Source organism: Burkholderiaceae bacterium DAT-1 (assembly GCA_019084025.1).
Classification (GTDB): domain Bacteria; phylum Pseudomonadota; class Gammaproteobacteria; order Burkholderiales; family Chitinimonadaceae; genus DAT-1.
The window spans coordinates 468,291-486,845 of sequence record JAHRBI010000001.1; the positions used below are offsets into that span (position 1 = coordinate 468,291).

The following is an 18,555-nucleotide window of genomic DNA, read 5'->3' on the forward strand; positions in this document are numbered from 1 at the left end:
CATGACAGGGACTCCACCATCCATGCGCTCATTCAAACTCCCCAATACCTTCGTGCTGCTCTTTCTGCTGCTGACACTGATTGCACTGGCCACATGGTTCGTGCCCGGCGGCGCCTATGCCATGCATGAACTCAACGGCAAACAGCTGATCGATCCCGAATCGTTTCGGTACATAGCAAGCCGGCCACAAGGGCCTGTCGCATTGCTGATGGCGCCGATCAAAGGATTTGTGGAAGCCGCACTGATCATCGGCTTTGTGTTGATCGTGGGTGGTGCTTTCGCCGTACTGCAAAAAACGGAGGCCATCGACGCACTCATCAAATCGGTGGCAAAACGCCATCAGGATTCGGCACTGATCCGTGCCTTGCTCATCCCGGTGTTCGTTACTTTGTTTTCGCTGGGCGGTGCCACCTTTGGCATGGCAGAAGAAGCCATTCCCTTTGTCATGATCTTCATTCCGCTCGCACTTGCACTGGGCTACGACTCGATCGTCGGCGTGTCCATTCCCTTCATAGGTTCGCAAGTCGGCTTTGCGGCGGCCTTCCTGAATCCGTTCAATGTGGGCGTCGCACAAGGGATTGCAGGTGTGCCTCTGTTTTCCGGCATTGGGTTCAGACTGATCGTCTGGCTACTGGCAACGGCAATCACCATCGTCTTTCTGAGCTGGTACGCGGCCAGCGTCAAGCGCCACCCGGCATATAGCCCCTGCTTCGAGCTGGATCAGTCCAGGCGGGCCCAGATCGATCTGCATGGTTTCAAATCATTTACTGGCATGAGCAGGCAACACACGCTGGTCTTAGTCATCTTTGCGCTGACACTCGGCGCCATGGTGCTGGGCGTCGTGCGCTACGCATGGTACATCGAAGAAATCGCAGCGCTGTTTCTAGCCATGTCGATCATTGTTGCCTTTGCCGGTCGCCTGAACACCGATGAGTTTGTTGCGGCCTTTATGCAGGGTGCACGCGATCTGGTCACCACCGCACTGGTCATTGCCCTGGCGCGCGGCACCATGATTCTGGCACGCGACGCTCACATCATCGATACGCTCTTGCATGGACTGATGCCTTACGTGCAATCGACGAGCCCGGCATTCGCCGCGCAGAAAATGTTCGTGATTCAGTCGATCATCAACTTCTTCATCCACTCTGGAACCGGGCAAGCTGCCCTGACCATGCCCATCATGGCGCCGCTGGCGGATCTGGTGGGCGTGTCTCGGCAAACGGCGATTCTCGCCTACCAGTTCGGCGAATTCACCACGCCCATGATCCCGACTTCCGGCATCACGGTGGGCGTTCTGGCACTCGCAGGCATCCCGTGGAGCAAGTGGGCGCGCTGGATGATGCCGCTGCAATTGATGTACTTAGTGCTGTCGCTGGTTCTGCTGGGCGTAGCCAGCTGGATGAACTGGCAATAATGCAGATTTTGAAAATAAAAACCGGCCTATCGAGGCCGGCTTTTTTATGCTGAGCGATCCCAGTTACTGAATCCGCTCGATGCGGGCACCCACACCACCCAGCTTGGCCTCGATCAGCTCGTAGCCGCGATCCAGATGGTAGATACGATCGATGATGGTTTCGCCTTCTGCTGCCAGCCCCGCAATCACCAGACTGGCGGATGCGCGCAGGTCGGTCGCCATAACTGTCGCACCTGACAGCTTCTCGACACCCTGCACAATGGCAGTGTTACCTTCGGTGGAAATATTCGCCCCCATGCGCACCAGTTCAGGTGCATGCATAAAGCGATTTTCGAAGATGGTTTCGGTCATCACACCGGTGCCTTCGGCCAGCGCATTGACGGCCATGAACTGCGCCTGCATATCGGTGGGAAATGCAGGATACGGCAGGGTACGCAAGCCAACCGCTTTCGGACGGCCACGCATCTCGCCCAGAATCCAGCCGTCACCGGCTTCGATATGCATGCCGGCTTCCTGCAGCTTATCGAGTACGGAATCGAGAATATCCGCGCGAGTATTACGCAGAATGACACGTCCCCCGGCTGCCGCCACCGCACACAGGAAGGTACCCGTTTCGATGCGATCCGGTACTACAGCATGCTCGGCACCATGCAGACGCTCCACACCCTCGATGGTGATGGTATCGGTACCATGACCGCGAATCTTTGCACCCATCTTGATCAGGCATTCAGCCAGATCGACCACTTCCGGCTCGCGCGCAGCGTTTTCAATCGTGGTGATGCCATCGGCCAGTGTGGCAGCCATCAGCAAGTTTTCGGTGCCGGTCACGGTGACCATATCGGTCACGATGCGTGCGCCCTTGAGACGCGTCGCCTTGGCCTTGATGTAGCCATGCTCGATGACAATTTCAGCGCCCATGGCCTGCAAGCCCTTGATATGCTGATCAACCGGACGACTACCAATTGCACATCCACCCGGCAGGGACACGGTTGCTTCACCGAAACGCGCCAGCATCGGGCCGAGCACCAGAATCGATGCGCGCATGGTTTTCACCAGTTCGTACGGTGCAACCAGCTTGTCGAGGTGGCTGGCGGTCAGTTCGAACTCGTGCACATTGTCGGTCATGACGCGCACACCCATGCCCTGAAGTAATTTCTGGGTGGTCATTACATCGCGCAGTTGCGGCACATTGGTCAGGCGCAAGGTTTCCGCTGTGAGAATGGATGCACACAGAATCGGCAAAGCCGCGTTCTTGGCACCCGAAATCACGATTTCACCTTCGAGCGGAACACCGCCCACAATCTTTAATTTATCCATGATCTACTATCTCGCCACACCTTCCGGTGCGTCGTCATTATTCGTGCATCACCCACCACGCAATCAAGATAAACAGCCACGGCAGGCCGGTTATCAACAGCGCCCAGCGCATGCCAGAATCCACCCGTTTTCGGGGGGCCTCCGGCGTCTCATTGCTTAGGCGCGGTTTTTCCATTCGTGCGGGCTATATGTTTTCATCGACAGGGCATGAATTTCTTCACGCATGCGCTCACCCAATGCCTGATAGACAATCTGATGCTGACGCACACGCGGCAATCCATCAAACGCATTGGCGACAATCGTGGCCTCGAAATGATGTCCGTCACCGGTCACTTCAAGAAATTCGCATGCCAAACCTGCAGCAATGTATTGCCTGACTTGTTCTGGTGTCACCATGATGTGTCACGCTACCCCATTTTAGTGGCGCAGCTTGTATCCTTTTTTAAGCAAGTAAAGTGTGAAGGCAGACAGCATGATCAATGCTGCGCCCACCACGCCGAGACTGATCCACGGGGACGGTACGTCGGCCACGCCGAAGAATCCGTAACGGAAACCGTCGATCATATAGAAAACTGGATTCAGGTGCGATATGCCCAGCCAGAAGGATGGCAGAGAATGAATCGAATAGAATACGCCCGAGAGAAAGGTCAGCGGCACAATCACGAAGTTCTGGAAGGCTGCCAATTGGTCGAATTTGTCAGCCCAGATGCCTGCAATCATGCCTAGCACACCGAGTACACCGCAGCCGGCCACGGCAAAGGCCAGCACCCATAACGGATGCTTCACCTCTGGCACCACCAGGATAGAGGTCACCAGTAAGACACCAGCACCGACCACTAAACCGCGAACAACAGCGGCGAGCACATAAGCCGAGAAAAATTCAAGATGACTCAGGGGCGGCAGCAATACGTAGACGATATTACCCGTAATTTTGGACTGAATCAGACTGGATGAGGTATTAGCAAAGGCATTCTGCAACATCGACATCATGGCCAGGCCGGGAATCAGGAAGGCAGAATAGCGCACACCGGGCAACGCTTCCACATGCTGGTCCAGCACATGAGAGAAGATCAGCAGATACAGCATGGCTGTCAGCACCGGCGCGGCAACGGTCTGGAAGCTCACTTTCCAGAATCGCAGCAGCTCCTTGTAAAACAGGGTGATGAATCCTTGCACCATGTACTCCTCAGGCAGCCGTTGAATGGCGACGCATCACGTCGACAAAAATCTGTTCAAGCGCAGGTTTGCGGATATCAATGTCCAGTACACGAATGCCGGCCATGTCGAGCACGCTCAGAATGCCGGAAAGCCTGGCTGGATCATCCAGACGCAGCAGGATCATGCCGTCGTCCTCGCCCACCTTGAGGGCTGCAATGCTATCCGGCAGCAGTCCCTGCTCAAGACGCAGGGCCAGTGTGCGCGCCGAATGCGCTTGCATCAGGTTATCCTTGGTATCCAGCGCCACCAGCTCGCCCTGCTTCAGCATGGCAATCCGGCCACACAGCGCTTCCGCCTCTTCCAGATAATGCGTGGTCAGTACAATGGTATGACCCTTCTGGTTCAAGCGCTGCACAAACTCCCACAAGCTCTGGCGCAATTCCACGTCTACACCGGCGGTGGGCTCGTCGAGCACGATCACGGGAGGCTTATGCACCAGCGCCTGCGCCACCATGACCCGACGCTTCATGCCGCCTGACAAGGCACGCATATTGGTATTGGCTTTATTTGTCAGCCCGACGTTTTCGAGGATTTCGTCAATCCAGTCGTCGTTGCGACGCAATCCAAAATAGCCCGACTGGAATTGCAGTGCTTCACGTACGGAGAAGAAGGGATCAAAGGTCAGTTCTTGCGGCACGATACCGACGAGCCGGCGTGCTTCGCGATACTGGCTGACCACATCCCGCCCCATGACTTCGACAGAGCCACTATCCGCGCGCGCCAAGCCACCGAGAATGGAAATCAGTGTCGTTTTGCCTGCACCATTTGGGCCAAGCAAGGCAAAAAATTCACCTTCGTGAATCTGGAAATCCACCCCTTTCAGGGCTTCAAGCTCACCAAAACGCTTTCTGACCTGGGAAAAACGGATCGCAGTGGACATGGGTAGCAACCAACTGGAAAGCAGGGATTGTAGCGCAATTCACTTAGGTGAAAAGATCGGAATATCCCTGCACATATCATGGAAAAAATAGAACAGGCGGGCTAATTGACCCGCCTGTTTCAAGGCATTCATTTTTCAGCAGGCGTTACCGGAGGTGACTCGGTAGTGACAGGTGCAGTCTGTTGTATGTCTGCACTTTTACCTGTTTCAGACTTTGCGCTTGTGGGTTCATCGATGGATGAAATATCAAAGTCATCATCGTCTCCCAGCTTCAGCGGCTTGGGTGGCGCACCGTCATAAATCAAACTGTAACGACGCTGCAAATACCCATTGCGCACAAAGGCATATTCGTCGCCAAGCGATGCTTCGCCAATCAGTGCATTTGAATTCAGCAAACGCGCTCTCAGATCGACCACTTTAATCAGCTTTAACTGGTTACGTGCCGCCTGATCATGAATCACACGACTTCCGTCCACCTGACTGCCTACCACCCAATCAGTGGTATCACGCAAGGTTTTAGGACCAAGAAACGGCATAACCAGATAAGGACCTGATCCGACGCCCCATTTGCCTAATGTCTGGCCAAAATCGGCCTGATGCTTGGGCACCTTGGCCGCAGACGCAATATCAATCAGACCGCCAAGTCCCAGCGTGGTATTTACCATCACCCGGAAGGCATCGGTGGTACCGTCGACCACTTTCCCCTGCAGATAATTGTTCAGGCCAATATAGATATCTTCGAAATTGCCCAGCACATTACTGACCGCCGTTTGCACAGGCTGCGGCACACGATCCCGATACCCGCGCGCCACCGGTTGCATCACTGCCTCATCAACCGATTTATTAAAGGCATAGACCTTGCGATTAACCGGTTCGAGCGGATCATAATAATTGCCCGGTGTCGCACACCCTGCCATCAGAACAAATAGCATACAGGCACTTATTGAACGAAGCACGCGGGCAGATGATTTCATGACCAGACTCCGGCAAGCACGGTTTCCACGCCATACAAGCGTGCCAAATTGAGAATATTATCGTGCGGACGGGTCACTTTCAGGTCGCGCCCATTTACTCGCGCGTCTCTGAGCGCCTGCATCAGCATGCTCACAGCCGTCGAATCCACATCAGTGACCGCGGCTAAGTCCAATGTCACCGAATCTGCAGCCAAAGCTACGCTGACGCGTGCACTTTGTGCGGTAACAGTTTTCAATGTGATGGCGCCTTCAAGGCGTATCGTCTGCATTATTCGGTTTTCCCTTTTGCCGCGCAGCAGCATTGCGCGCTTGTAACTGGCGAATCAGCCCTTCGATACCTTCTTTTTCGATGGTCTGATTGAAGCTGGTTCGATACGTACTCACCAGTGATACCCCTTCTACCGAGATATCACATGCACGCCACGTATTACCAATATGGATCATGCGGTAGTCGATCGGAAAGGTCTGGCCGGAACTGGTTTCCACTTCAGTGTGAACCACGACATCGTTGTCCCCCTCGACCAAGCGAACAGGCTTCACCTCGATATCCTTTATGGACTGTGCTGACAGTGCCATGGAGTAGGTTCGCACGAGCAGTGTGCGGAACTCTCTCACGAGCAGGCTGCGCTGCAGCTCATTGGCGTCACGCCACCCCTTACCCACCGCCAGGGCAGTCATGCGCGCAAAGTCAAAATTGCTCAGCGCGCGCGACTCGATCAGATCCTTGAATCGCTTGTCGCGGAAGGTCAATTTTTCCTTGCGCACCACTTCAAGCACTTCGCGACTGGCATTACGCACCACCGTTTCTGGCATCGGCACGTCGACGGCCCATACAGCCGCATGCAAGGACATGCCAAGCAGAACCGGTGAATACAATTGGCGCATGCTGACTCCGATCAGCCTTATTTGGCTGCCGCTCCGTCACCCTTGTTTTCCGCAGCCTTGCTAAACAGGAACTGGCTAATCAGCTGTTCCAGCACAATGGCTGACGATGTCAGGGAAATCTGATCTCCGTCTTTCAGCATGGTTTCATCTGCCCCCGGGGTCAAGCCGATATATTGCTCACCAAGGATACCGGACGTCAGAATTTCGGCCGAACTATCCTTTGTGAACTGATAACGCGGATCCAGCGCCAGCTTCACAATGGCACGATAGCGCTTGCTGTCGAACTGAATGTCCAGTACACGACCCACGACCACACCTGCACTCTTGACGGGTGCCTTCACCTTCAGGCCGCCAATATTGTCGAATGTAGCAGTGACATTGTAGGTGGCAGCCTGCGTGGCGCCGCTACTGCCACTGACGCGCAAAGCAAGAAAGGCAATGGCCAGAAATACCATGGCAACAAATAAGCCTACCCAGAAATCGTAATAACGGCGATTCATCAAATGCCCCTGAACATAAAAGCGGTCAGCACAAAGTCCAGACCGAGAATAACCAGTGAAGACGTCACCACTGTGCGGGTCGTGGCGCCGGAAACGCCTTCCGCCGTAGGCTCAGCCTCATAACCTTCAAACACTGCAATCAGCGAAACTGCCAGACCAAACACCACGCTCTTGATCACGCCATTGATCACATCATCACGCATGTCTACGCTGGATTGCATCTGTCCCCAGAATGCGCCCGCATCCACACCGATCAGTTTCACGCAGACCAGATAGCCGCCGATAATCCCCATCGTGGAAAACAGGATCGCCAGCATGGGCATGGAAATCACCCCCGCCCAGAATCGCGGCGCGACCACACGTGCAACCGGGTCAACCGCCATCATTTCCATCGCAACGAGTTGTTCGGTGGTTTTCATCAGACCGATTTCTGCGGTCATTGCCGACCCTGCACGGCTGGCGAAGAGCAAACCCGCCACGACCGGCCCCAGCTCGCGCAACAGCGACAGCGCCACCACGACGCCCACTGTTTCGGTTGCACCGAAGCGTTGCAGTTGTTCGAAAAACTGCAGTCCCAGCACCATGCCGACAAACAGGCCAGATACCAAAATAATGATCAGCGACTGTACACCGCTGAAGTAAATTTCGCGGATAGTCAGTCCGGCGCGGCGAAAAGCCGTACTGGAGTGAAGCAGCAGCGTGAAGAAAAATCGCGTCGCGAAGCCCACCTTGATCAGCGCATCCACAAAGGGACGTCCAAGGGCGGACAGCCGCGCCACAAACCAGTCAGTCATGTGGCACTCCCATCAATTGTTCTGCATAGGTTGCCGCCGGGTAATGGAACGGCACAGGGCCATCCGGCAGGCCGCCCACAAACTGGCGTACGAAAGGATCGTCGGAGGCACGGATTTCGTCGGGTGTTCCTTGAGCGACGATTCTGCCCTCGGACACGAAATAGACGTAATCGACAATCTCCAGCGATTCGATCACATCGTGCGTCACGACAATCGAGGTTGCACCGAGCGCATCGTTCAGTTCACGAATCAGCTTCCCGATGACACCAAGCGAGATGGGATCGAGGCCAGCGAAGGGCTCGTCATACATCATCAGCATCGGATCAAGCGCAATCGCACGCGCCAGGGCAACCCGACGCGCCATCCCGCCGGACAGCTCGGATGGCATGAGATGCGATGCACCACGCAAGCCGACCGCATGCAACTTCATGAGTACCAGATCACGGATCATGGATTCACTGAGGTCGGTATGCTCGCGCATCTGAAAGGCGACGTTGTCATACACAGACAGATCGGTGAACAGCGCACCGAACTGGAACAACATGCCCATGCGGCGGCGCAAGTCGTACAGATCATCACGATCAAGCGCATGCACGATCTTGCCATCGACTTTCACTTCGCCGGAGGTCGGCTTGACCTGCCCGCCAATGAGTCGCATCAGGGTGGTTTTGCCACAGCCGGAACCACCCATGATGGCAACAAGCTTGCCACGCGGAATGGTGAGGTTGATCCCTTTCAGGATCGTTCGGGTGTCGTAAGCAAACGTCACATTGTTTACTTCGACCAAATTTGCAGAAGACACTGGATTCACTCTGTCTCTCAGTCAACGCGCCATTTTAAGCATGATTGAAATTGTAATCAATTTTTCGGCCAAAATTTCTCGCATCGCAACAATTTGCATTTGACCGACAAACTGTTACATCATGTCGCAAGTTATTGTTTTATATATTGTACATGAGTTTAATATGATCCTACTCCAGCTTTCGACTCATCACAGCATCCCGCATGAGCACATCCGGCAAGCCCTCTCATTGGCCTTCAATGTCACGTCAAGCGGTGAACAGGGTCAACTGCTACTTTTGGCGCGGGAACCGTCCGGCAGCGCATCCACGCAACCCGTTTCAATCAAGCCCCCGGAAGAAGCAGACCTGCTTGCAACACTGGCATGGACGCTCAATCATCAGGATGGTTCCCCATCCTCACATCCGATCATGGGTCACAGTCCCCCCATCATCTCACTTCGTGAAACCATTGCACGGTATGCGCCCTTCATTTGGCCGGTGCTGATTACCGGAGAATCCGGCACAGGCAAAGAACTGGTCGCACATGCGCTGCATGCCCTCAGTCCGCGTGCCGATCAGCCATTTATGCGCGTCAATTGCGCAACCTTACCAGAGAGTCTGGCCGAGTCCATTTTGTTTGGTTCGGCCAAGGGTGCATTTACAGGAGCAAGCAAAGATAGTCGCGGCTACTTCGAAACCTGTGGCGCCGGCACTTTATTTCTAGACGAAGTGGGCGAGTTATCGCCGGAGGTGCAAGCCAAACTCCTGCGCGTTCTGGAAAACCGTGAGTTCGTACGTGTGGGCGAAACAACAGTACGCATGACGTCAGCCCGCATTGTGGCAGCCACCAATCGCGATCTGAACCAAGCAGTCGAGGAGGGATTGTTCCGCTCGGATTTGATGTACCGGCTCAATGTGCTGAATATCCAGACCCCGTCGCTCAGACAGTGCGGCGCGGATCGCTGGATCTGGCTCGATCATTTTTTGAACTGCCGGGATGGGAACTCGCTCCGACCAGCACTGGACATCGGCGCGCTCCAACGCCTGGCGAACCATCCTTTTGCAGGCAATATGCGGGAGCTGCGCAATTTTGCATTTCGCTTGTGCACACACGCAGATCGGGCGTGTTTAAGCGCGGAGGATATCGAACCTCATCTGCCTCTACCTGTAGATACCTCCCACACCGAGCGTCGGCCTCATCCTCTGCAACCCGGTTTCAAACTGGATGACTGGCTGAAGCAGATTGAGGCCAGTGTCATTATGTCGGCACTCAATCAGTGCCAGCATAATAAAACTGATGCAGCACGCCTGCTAGGGATCAAGCGCACTACGCTGCTAGGCAAACTACACGCGTTGTATCCATTGCTCATCATGTCTGACACGCTCTCTGATGATCTGCCATTATTTTTTTAATCATTTTACTTATATATTTTATAATTAATGTACAAATTAATCATATCCATCATGTTAATAGTCGCAATCCATCTTTCTGCCAGAGGTGAATCTGCCACGTACTCACTCGAAGTACGCGATGTCCCCTTACGCGAAGTGCTCACGGCACTCGCTGCCGACAGCGGGATGGAATTGCAAATCCAGACAGGCAGCGACGCTCGTCTTACGCTCCTATTGAAGAACAGACCGCTTGCCACGCTGCTGGAGGCAATTGCCCTACAAACAGGATTGCTGATCGAGATTCGCGATAAGCGCATTCTCGTCAACGATGATGTCCCTACCCTGCATACCTACCGCGTGGACTATCCCCAGATCGCCCGACAGATGAAAGGGCATGTTTCCTTGTCTACCGCAGTTGGCACCACGGGTAGCGCACAGGCAAACGCCCCCCAGACGGGCAATAGCAGTGAAACCGACCTCACTAGCGCCAGCGATCAGCAATTCTGGGGCCGACTGGAAAAGGCCATCGCCACATTACTGCAACCCGCCGCACCTCTGCAGGGCGATGCAAGTGCACCCGTGCCACGATTTGTTCTACACCCAGAAAGCGGGGTCATTGCTGCGTGGCTCAAACGTGGCGAACACCTTGCACTTACCACCTTCCTGAACGATATCAATCTGCAATCACACCGGCAGATTCTGATCGACGCGGCACTGGTTGAGCTTGAACTCAAGGAGGAATTTTCAGCGGGTGTGAATTGGAGCGTGCTTTTAGGCGGAAAGCGACTGGAATTCGGTCAATCCAGCCTGGGTAGCAGATTGAGCACCGAGCCCTTCGGACTGGCGCGCTATTTGTCAGGCGACCTGAATGGCGTCCTGAAGCTACTTGAGTCAGTTGGCTCGGCGCGTGTGCTATCAAACCCGCGCATCATGGCGCTCAACAATCAAAGTGCAGTCTTGAAAGTAGTAGACGAAAAAGTCTACTTCAGTACACAAATCGATATCCGCGAGGCCACGGAGCGCACACCGGAGCGCCGCGTATACAGCAGTACGGTTCATACAGTCCCCGTCGGATTTGTGATGACAGTCCTGCCTCAGATCAGTGCTCATGGCGACCTTATCCTGCATATCCGCCCCACGATTAGCCGTATCACCGGTTATCGGGATGATCCGGCAATTGCCATGCTGCAAGCAGATGGACTGGCCGCTCAAAGTATCCGCAATCCCGTTCCGGAAATTCAGGTACGCGAAATCGAATCACTCTTAACGCTCGCCGACGGGGAAACAGCCGTGCTCGGCGGACTGGTGCAGCAGCAGAGGGATCATGATCTGGATCGTGTGCCGGGCAGTCAGACCTTTCCGTTTGGACTGGATCGGCTCTTTGGTAGTCAGTCACGTCTTGCTCGACGCACAGAGCTGCTGATTGTGCTCCGGGCACACATCAAGGCTGCAGAATCCCGCTGGCCTGATGCCCTACCCGAGGAGGTTCGATGAGCAGACCGATACGCATGATCCGTCTTGGCCGCACATCGAAGCATCACGGTCTGGCCTGGGTCATCTGCACGCTGATTAGCCTAGGCTGCTGGTGGCCCGTTCAATGGCATCCGGACACGCAGGCAGCATCTCGCACACCTTCTGCGCCAGCGACCAGTGAACCGGCATCTGTCGCACTGCCAACGCCCCGACTGCAGTCCGCTGTCCAGATCCAGGGGAGCAAGCTGCAAGCCATTCCGCCCCTTCGACTGACCCGTATGCCCAACTCACAAGGCAAATGAACCATGACAAGTCGTCCAACTGTCCGTTTTGGTGAATCATTAGTCGCTGAAGGCATCCTGCATCCTGACCAACTTCACCTGGCACTGACGGCACAACGCACCCTCGGCAAACCCATTGGCGAAACATTAATCGAGCTGGGCTTTTCTCAGGCGCAGGACATCTGGCCCAGACTTGCAAAAAGACTAGGAAATGAACTAGTCACCACACTGGATACGTGCATTGGCGAGATGCCATTCAGCCCTCATCTCGCACGCCGTTATCAAGTCTGGCCAGCCCGACTGGACACTGCCGCTCGCACCATGACCCTGGCAATGTCACGCCCACAGGATACAGTTGTCCTGGACATGCTGACGCGGCATTTACATCGCGATTGGTTAATCGAGCCTGCATTGTGCGACCCGCTCACTTTGGCGCAAGCACTGTCCCTGGAGCAGCGGCCGCCAATGGCGTGGCAGGATCTGGATGCGCCGGGCATACTGGATGACTGTCTGGGCGAGGCACATCGACTACGCGCCTCGGACATTCATTTCGAACCCGGACGCTACAGTGGTGATATCCGCATGCGAATTGATGGGGTGCTACATCTGCAGCACAGTGCCTCGCTCGATCGCTGGCCTCAGCTCATCAATCGCATCAAAACACTTGCGGGCATGGACATTACCGACACACGCCATCCTCAGGATGGCCGGTTTTCCTGGCAAGGCCAGCATGCAAAGCTGGAAATCAGAGTATCCAGCCTGCCCACAATCGACGGCGAGAAACTCGTGCTCCGCCTTGCGGACCTCAATATGGGTCCGCGCAGCCTGGCATCGCTTGGCCTGGCTCCACCAGTGCAATCCGCACTTGAGCTCGCCATGCGCTATCCCTCCGGGCTGATTCTTGTCTGCGGCCCCACGGGTTCGGGTAAGACATCTACGTTGCATGCGCTAGTCGCCACCCTATCCAGCCCCGGCATTCATATTGCGACGCTTGAAGACCCAGTGGAAGTCAGGTTACCCCACATTCGTCAAACCGCCATTTCCGAACAGCTGAATTTCCCGGATGGCATCCGTGCCCTGATGCGCCAGGATCCGGACATCATTCTGATTGGCGAAATTCGGGATGCAGAAACTGCAGCCATGGCCATGCGCGCTGCCATGACAGGACATCTGGTCTTATCTACCGTACACGCATCCTCCACTCGAAACGCCGTGCTGCGCATGGAGGAGCTGGGCATCTCAACGCGCCAGCTTGCCAGCGAACTGAAACTGATCCTGTCGCAGCGTCTGGTGCGTACACAGTGTCCGCACTGCTTTGGCGCGGGATGCAGCCTTTGCCAGCATCGCGGCTTCAAGGGTAGAACCATTCTGGCCGAATGCCTGATACCTGACTGTACTGCACTAGACAGTCTGCATCCGCAACACACCCTTCAGGATGATGCCCAACGCATTCTTCGTGCGGGGTTAACCACAGCGGCAGAAATCGAACGCGTGACAGGATGGCGGCCGTGACACCATTTCTACGTCATTCTCGCGCCGCTTATCCGGTTCAAGATGAAGATCTGGCTGAGTTCTGCTTTCAGCTGGCCCAGCTACTCGACGCTGGCTTACCTCTCGCGCAGGCATTGAAGCTGCAGCACGATCTGGTGGTTCATGCACGCTGGCGCACAGCCGTTCAGCAAATGGCGGCCATCATAGAAAGCGGCTTTCCCCTTTCGGATGCGCTGCGGCGCTGCGGGCTTCAGATTCCATTGCACTGTCTGGCCGTCATTCGAGCAGGCGAACTCAGCGGAAAACTACCCGAAGCACTGGGTCGCCTGGAAGCCGTTTTGCAGCAACATGTCGCAGCGCGCAAACACTTACGGAAGGCACTGACCTATCCGGCACTGGTGCTGATGGTGGGTGGCGGAGCCAGCGTCTTTATCATTGGCTGGCTACTCCCTCAACTTGCCGGCATGTTCAGTGCGTTTGGCAGTCAGCCACCCGCTACGATGCGAGCCTTGCTGTCCGTGAATGAGGTGTTTCGCCAGGCACCTATCCTTTCCTGTCTCTGCCTATTCGCACCGCCCTTATGCTTCGGAATGGCCACGCTGCTATCTACCCGATTCCAGCGATGGCTGGGGCATGTCCTGGAGTCCGCGCCAGTCATCGGCGCATGGCGGCAAGAATGGCGAGCCAGTCATCTGGCCTCACAGCTCGCCATGCTGTTCGAGTCCGGTATGCCCCTCGCAGAGTGCGTATCCGTCTGCGCACACAACCAGTCAAATCCAGAGCTTGGGCACTCTCTTCGACAGTGCTGCGTACATCTGGAAAATGGCCATCCGCTGAGTCTTGCCCTCGGCAGGCATCTTCGCTTGCCTAGCCTGTTTATCCAATTGATTCAAACAGGCGAACACACCGGTGCCCTGCTCTCTACCCTGAAACGCGCCCACACCTATTTCGAACGGCGGTGCCAGCAGCGCACCGATAAGCTCATCGCCAGTATCGAGCCTGCTTTGACGCTGCTCCTTGGGGGAATCATGACAGGCATCATTGCCGCGGTGATGCTGCCCGTGTACGACTTAGTGGGCAAATTAGGAGGATAGCCATGGGTCGGCACGATCCGGATCTGATCCTGATAGACGATGATGGAATTTGGTTTCTGCCTGACAATACGCCATTGGATCAGGCCATTCAGCTAAGCGATCAGGATGACTGGCTTCCTGCACTGGGTCAGTCGACACGGCAGCTGTTTATACTGCTCAACTTGGCCAGCGAATCCATCAGCGAAATACCCCCGATGGCGAGCGAGCACGATTGGCAGCAGACTTGGTCAATGGGAGATCGCACCCTGCACTTTCACTGTCGCGAGGCCGGCATGCGCGACTGGCTGGCGCAGACGCTCAAGCCACTGTCCCGACCCTGGCGAGTGGTCAGTGCAGCCATGCTGGCCGCGCACGCGCTGTTGCCGCATCTGCAGACGCCCACCTTGCTCGCCTTACCGCTAGGCAGACGTACACGCATGCTACTGTGTGAGCACGGTGCAATATTGCATAGCACCGACCATGGCGAGCAATTGGGAAACGATGATTGGATCAGGCCACAGCTGCAGGAATATCGCATCCTCCGATTAGCCGCCCCTCTCACCCTGATGATCAGCACCGAGGCAAACGGAGAGGGTGTAGGGCAGCACGCAGAACGTGCAGGACTCGACATCTGCTTAATCGACATCCCGCCTGATATTTCTCTGCTTTCCGTACTGTGCCGCCAGGGAGGACTGCACTGTCCTGTGCTGATGCGGGCACCAGACATACTGTCCAGTCATGGTTACGCGAGCCCCGCATGGCAGCGCCGCTTTATCGCGCTCTCACTTGCCGCGCTCGGCTTGAGTGGGGTTCTGCATGGATACAGCCAGTCGACGCGTCACTATCTGGCAACCCGCCCGGCACCATTACCTCACGTGACGGAATCTTCGCATTCAGGTTCGCAGTCCGCCACATGGTCAGCGCTGATTGCCGATGCAGATGAACATCAGACTCGGCCCGATCGCGATTTGCATGCGCTGGCAGCCCGACTGATGCCGCCACCGGATATCCGAATTGACCAAATCCGCTGGCAATCTAACGGGGGAAATGTACGTAGTACGCTGACCTATCATGGCCCAGACGCCTCTGCGCGCATCTGGATCGATCAGCTGCAGCGAACACCGGGCCTGATCATCCATCAGGATACCCACACCCTGGACGTCACTCATCCATTGCCATGATACCCACCCGCCTCGCCTCACTCATCGCGCCGTGTCTTGCCTTGCTAAGCAGCGTGCTGGCCATACATATGTCAGCCCAGGCATACGGACTAGCTGTGATGAGTCAGACCAGGATGCGTCCGGTGCAAAGTCCGCCATCCATACCTGCACCAACCGCCATCACACATGCACTTATCCATGATCCACGGGCCGCATGGCACACCGCGCGCTCCCCTCTTCCCCCTACCCTGATTACGATCGGAGATGCCGTGGCACCTGACCCGAACGGGTGGTTGCACGTGTCTCTCGTGGTAGATGGCATATTTGTACATGATGTTGCCGCAATCGAATGGCTCGGTAGCCTGGCAATGCTTCCCGGGCGTGTGCACTTTGATCGCTGCATCCTGACGCGCACATCGGGCGCCCATTTGCGTTGCGAAGGTGAACTCAGATGGCTACAGCCATGAACACCCTGCTCCTTCTGGGGCTGCTATCCGTCCCACCACAGAACGAATCCCTTGGAACGCTCTTGTTTACGCCTCATGAACGACACGTGATTGACCAACAAGGTTCTGCGATTCCACAGCAAGGCAGGCTCGAGAGAAACGGCAAAATTTTGCGACTCTGGACACAAGACCGCGCATACGAACCCCATTTTTTTGCTCCCACCAGCAATGAAAGAATACCCATTAAAAACAGAAAGATAGGCAAGAATCCCGGACAAAACCGGTCTCACACCGAAAAAAATTTGCAGAAAAAGGTTGACGCACCTTCTTAAATCGGGTTTAATGCGCGTCTCACTTGCGGCCGGTTAGCTCAGTTGGTAGAGCAGCGGATTGAAAATCCGCGTGTCCGTGGTTCGATTCCGCGACCGGCCACCATCCCCACTCTGTGGGACTTGTGAGGAAATACTTGAAACCCGCTTTGCTCATTGCAACGCGGGTTTTTTGTTTTCAAATGTTCAAGGAACGGCTGCCGGGCTATAGCCAGCAAACCATTGGTACCGTGCTCCCGACAGGCGAAATACAGCCCGCGTTTTTGAGCTACGCGCTTTTACCGTAGTAAAACAGGTTAGTAACCTTACTTACTGTGTCCTCATTCATCTTTGCCCCTTTAATTGAATTTTTTTAAATATCGACTGAACACCCATCCTCGCACCACAACACCGCCACCATCATCAGACCATGCAACAAGAGACCAATCCCCTCGTTTCTCCATCAACGCAACCACTTGCCCCAATTGAAATTGACCGACAACTGGTGAGTTAGCAGATGGATTAAGTCTCACATTAATCGCCTTTCCTGAAACCAGTCTGAATTTTTCGAGGACAGCCCTATCCTCCACCTCAGAAATTACGTGTTTTTTTATCTTCTTCTCCACCTCACGTGGCGGAGCTGTTAAATAGTTTTTCACATAGTAATCAACACCAGAGTTAATAAAAGAAAAAGCAAAAGTCATTATTATTGGAAAAACAAACAAGGTTAAAATCTTCTCAAGGACCGGACTCTTTAAAGCCTTGACTTCAGCAATCAGCCTTTCCAGAACCTGTTCAATTCTTTCAGAGGAATCACTAAAAATCTTATCTGCAATTTCATCGGCAATTCTTTGAATTTCAGCACAGCTAAACGTTGCAGAACCCAGCGAAATAGTATTATCGGGACCTAGCTCTACTTTATCATCGAAGTAGCTATAGATTGCGGACCACTCCTCTCTTGTAGCATACTTAATAATACTTTCAATCCCCAAAGACTTGAAAGTCGAATTCATTCCAGAAAAGTCGCTCAAAACACGGCTTGCCTCTAATGCATCCCTATATTCTTTTAAAGGATCCAAAATATGCAGCGACCTTAATCCATCACGCAGCTCTTGAATAGGATCAAGCACATTATACTTATCATAAATTCTGCGGTATTCGCTTAATGGATCATGCATCACTAATGCTTGTAAGGATTCACGATAGGTACTGAAGGGGAGCGCCTCTATCCCAAGCAATACCTCACGAAGTTCCCCAACTGAATGTAAAGCTGAGGTGGACCTTTCAAAATCAGCAAAATAGCGAAGATGATCATTCCTAGAAGATAGGACATCCAATGAGCCGCTATTGTATTTCAACATCGTACCCCATCCTCCCATCTTCAAAGAGTCAAGGAGTTCTCTCTTAGACTCCTGCAGTTGGAGCATACCCAGCGCACCCCTGATACCCAGCAGCTGATCGTAATTATTCATCTATCACACCCCGCAGAACGATAGTTAACTTTACCATTCGAGCAGGACCTTATCCACACAATCTATTTCACAGAATAATGATATACAAACATACTTTAACCCGAATCTAAATATTTATTGGACAGATATATTTCCTCGAATCATCAACCATTACGAGGAAATATGCCTACCCATCACGAAACCTCCGACTCTATTCTTGAAATCAATTTTGAACTTGAAATTGACTTCAGCATTTCCATTCATCCCGAAAACCTGATCGACCACATTTTGGGATAACCATCATGAACCCCCAGACAAAAAGCACAAGCACGCTTGGCGGCAAAAAATTCAGCGAAATCACTTATACAATAGATTTCGCAAAGGAAGTTGATGATTTCGCCATTCGCATCACTTCCACATCCGGCGGAATATTCGGCACCGAACCAATCCCATTTGGTCGAATTGAATCCATCCTCTCCGAAATTAACGAGGGGTCAATCATTTCGCCTAAACAGCTTCAACCCGCCTATTTGAAAAGTAGATCGTGCAATAACGGTTATTACCTAGCCGCCATCTTAATCAATGAGGAAATCATCACAAAGGGGGATAAAAAGGGGGTCTACCTATTGGGTCCCATTTCCAAGCTCAGGGCCAAATATGCCAAGAAAACCAAATCATGAGGCTGGCCTATATGGAATCTCAGCCCCTCAAAATCC

The 18,555-nt window shown here is 54.1% G+C and carries 20 protein-coding genes and 1 tRNA gene; 10 read left to right on the plus strand and 11 right to left on the minus strand.

The window, feature by feature from the left end:
- The first annotated feature begins 1 nt into the window (after position 1).
- Entirely contained in the window at positions 2 to 1,414 is a 1,413-nt protein-coding gene (locus KSF73_02165; GenBank protein ID MBV1774513.1) for a TIGR00366 family protein, read from the plus strand.
- Between the two features lie 63 nt (positions 1,415 to 1,477).
- On the opposite strand, the gene murA is transcribed toward KSF73_02165, so the two are convergent.
- From murA to KSF73_02215, 10 genes are all read right to left on the minus strand, one after another.
- Positions 1,478 to 2,731 carry a UDP-N-acetylglucosamine 1-carboxyvinyltransferase gene (gene murA, locus KSF73_02170; protein ID MBV1774514.1) on the minus strand — a complete coding sequence of 418 codons (1,254 nt, stop codon included), beginning with the start codon at positions 2,729 to 2,731 and terminating at the stop codon, positions 1,478 to 1,480.
- 156 nt (positions 2,732 to 2,887) lie between these two features.
- Positions 2,888 to 3,130, minus strand: coding sequence for a BolA family transcriptional regulator (locus KSF73_02175; protein MBV1774515.1), 243 nt, complete (start codon positions 3,128 to 3,130; stop codon positions 2,888 to 2,890).
- A gap of 18 nt (positions 3,131 to 3,148) precedes the next feature.
- A complete protein-coding gene (locus KSF73_02180; protein ID MBV1774516.1) occupies positions 3,149 to 3,910 on the minus strand; it encodes an ABC transporter permease in 762 nt (253 codons plus the stop codon).
- A 7-nt stretch (positions 3,911 to 3,917) separates the two neighbouring features.
- On the minus strand, positions 3,918 to 4,829 hold the full coding sequence (locus KSF73_02185; GenBank protein MBV1774517.1) for an ABC transporter ATP-binding protein: 912 nt from the start codon (positions 4,827 to 4,829) through the stop codon (positions 3,918 to 3,920).
- 128 nt (positions 4,830 to 4,957) lie between these two features.
- Complete coding sequence (locus tag KSF73_02190) at positions 4,958 to 5,803, minus strand: VacJ family lipoprotein (protein MBV1774518.1); 846 nt, start codon at positions 5,801 to 5,803, stop codon at positions 4,958 to 4,960.
- Positions 5,800 to 6,072, minus strand: coding sequence for an STAS domain-containing protein (locus KSF73_02195; protein MBV1774519.1), 273 nt, complete (start codon positions 6,070 to 6,072; stop codon positions 5,800 to 5,802). Before KSF73_02195 ends, KSF73_02190 begins: the two co-directional genes overlap by 4 nt.
- Positions 6,053 to 6,688, minus strand: coding sequence for an ABC transporter substrate-binding protein (locus KSF73_02200; protein ID MBV1774520.1), 636 nt, complete (start codon positions 6,686 to 6,688; stop codon positions 6,053 to 6,055). Before KSF73_02200 ends, KSF73_02195 begins: the two co-directional genes overlap by 20 nt.
- 17 nt (positions 6,689 to 6,705) lie before the next feature.
- Complete coding sequence (mlaD, locus tag KSF73_02205) at positions 6,706 to 7,188, minus strand: outer membrane lipid asymmetry maintenance protein MlaD (protein ID MBV1774521.1); 483 nt, start codon at positions 7,186 to 7,188, stop codon at positions 6,706 to 6,708.
- Positions 7,188 to 7,982 carry a lipid asymmetry maintenance ABC transporter permease subunit MlaE gene (gene mlaE / locus KSF73_02210; GenBank protein MBV1774522.1) on the minus strand — a complete coding sequence of 265 codons (795 nt, stop codon included), beginning with the start codon at positions 7,980 to 7,982 and terminating at the stop codon, positions 7,188 to 7,190. The genes mlaD and mlaE overlap by 1 nt, the downstream gene beginning before the upstream one ends.
- On the minus strand, positions 7,975 to 8,784 hold the full coding sequence (locus KSF73_02215) for an ABC transporter ATP-binding protein (protein ID MBV1774523.1): 810 nt from the start codon (positions 8,782 to 8,784) through the stop codon (positions 7,975 to 7,977). Before KSF73_02215 ends, mlaE begins: the two co-directional genes overlap by 8 nt.
- 163 nt (positions 8,785 to 8,947) lie before the next feature.
- Between KSF73_02215 and KSF73_02220 the strand changes: the two genes are divergently transcribed.
- The 8 genes from KSF73_02220 to KSF73_02255 all read left to right on the plus strand — a co-directional run bounded on the left by KSF73_02220 (position 8,948) and on the right by KSF73_02255 (position 16,515).
- Positions 8,948 to 10,177: a sigma-54 dependent transcriptional regulator gene (locus KSF73_02220; GenBank protein MBV1774524.1), complete on the plus strand. Its 1,230-nt coding sequence runs from the start codon at positions 8,948 to 8,950 to the stop codon at positions 10,175 to 10,177.
- Between the two features lie 51 nt (positions 10,178 to 10,228).
- Positions 10,229 to 11,650 carry a hypothetical protein gene (locus KSF73_02225; GenBank protein ID MBV1774525.1) on the plus strand — a complete coding sequence of 474 codons (1,422 nt, stop codon included), beginning with the start codon at positions 10,229 to 10,231 and terminating at the stop codon, positions 11,648 to 11,650.
- Entirely contained in the window at positions 11,647 to 11,931 is a 285-nt protein-coding gene (locus KSF73_02230) for a hypothetical protein (protein ID MBV1774526.1), read from the plus strand. Before KSF73_02225 ends, KSF73_02230 begins: the two co-directional genes overlap by 4 nt.
- A 3-nt stretch (positions 11,932 to 11,934) precedes the next feature.
- On the plus strand, positions 11,935 to 13,422 hold the full coding sequence (gene tadA, locus KSF73_02235; protein MBV1774527.1) for a Flp pilus assembly complex ATPase component TadA: 1,488 nt from the start codon (positions 11,935 to 11,937) through the stop codon (positions 13,420 to 13,422).
- Positions 13,419 to 14,495: a type II secretion system F family protein gene (locus KSF73_02240; protein ID MBV1774528.1), complete on the plus strand. Its 1,077-nt coding sequence runs from the start codon at positions 13,419 to 13,421 to the stop codon at positions 14,493 to 14,495. Before tadA ends, KSF73_02240 begins: the two co-directional genes overlap by 4 nt.
- A 2-nt stretch (positions 14,496 to 14,497) precedes the next feature.
- The gene (locus KSF73_02245) at positions 14,498 to 15,655 is read left to right on the plus strand and encodes a hypothetical protein (GenBank protein ID MBV1774529.1); all 1,158 of its coding nucleotides are present in this window, start codon (positions 14,498 to 14,500) and stop codon (positions 15,653 to 15,655) included.
- 442 nt (positions 15,656 to 16,097) lie between these two features.
- Positions 16,098 to 16,412, plus strand: coding sequence for a hypothetical protein (locus KSF73_02250; protein ID MBV1774530.1), 315 nt, complete (start codon positions 16,098 to 16,100; stop codon positions 16,410 to 16,412).
- Positions 16,413 to 16,439: 27 nt separating this feature from the next.
- Positions 16,440 to 16,515, plus strand: a tRNA-Phe gene (locus tag KSF73_02255).
- A 232-nt stretch (positions 16,516 to 16,747) separates the two neighbouring features.
- Here the strand turns inward: KSF73_02255 and KSF73_02260 are convergent.
- On the minus strand, positions 16,748 to 17,860 hold the full coding sequence (locus tag KSF73_02260) for an SH3 domain-containing protein (GenBank protein ID MBV1774531.1): 1,113 nt from the start codon (positions 17,858 to 17,860) through the stop codon (positions 16,748 to 16,750).
- A gap of 281 nt (positions 17,861 to 18,141) precedes the next feature.
- Between KSF73_02260 and KSF73_02265 the strand changes: the two genes are divergently transcribed.
- Positions 18,142 to 18,519 (plus strand): hypothetical protein, encoded by a 378-nt coding sequence (locus KSF73_02265; protein MBV1774532.1) that lies wholly within the window; start codon positions 18,142 to 18,144, stop codon positions 18,517 to 18,519.
- The last annotated feature ends 36 nt before the right edge of the window (positions 18,520 to 18,555 follow it).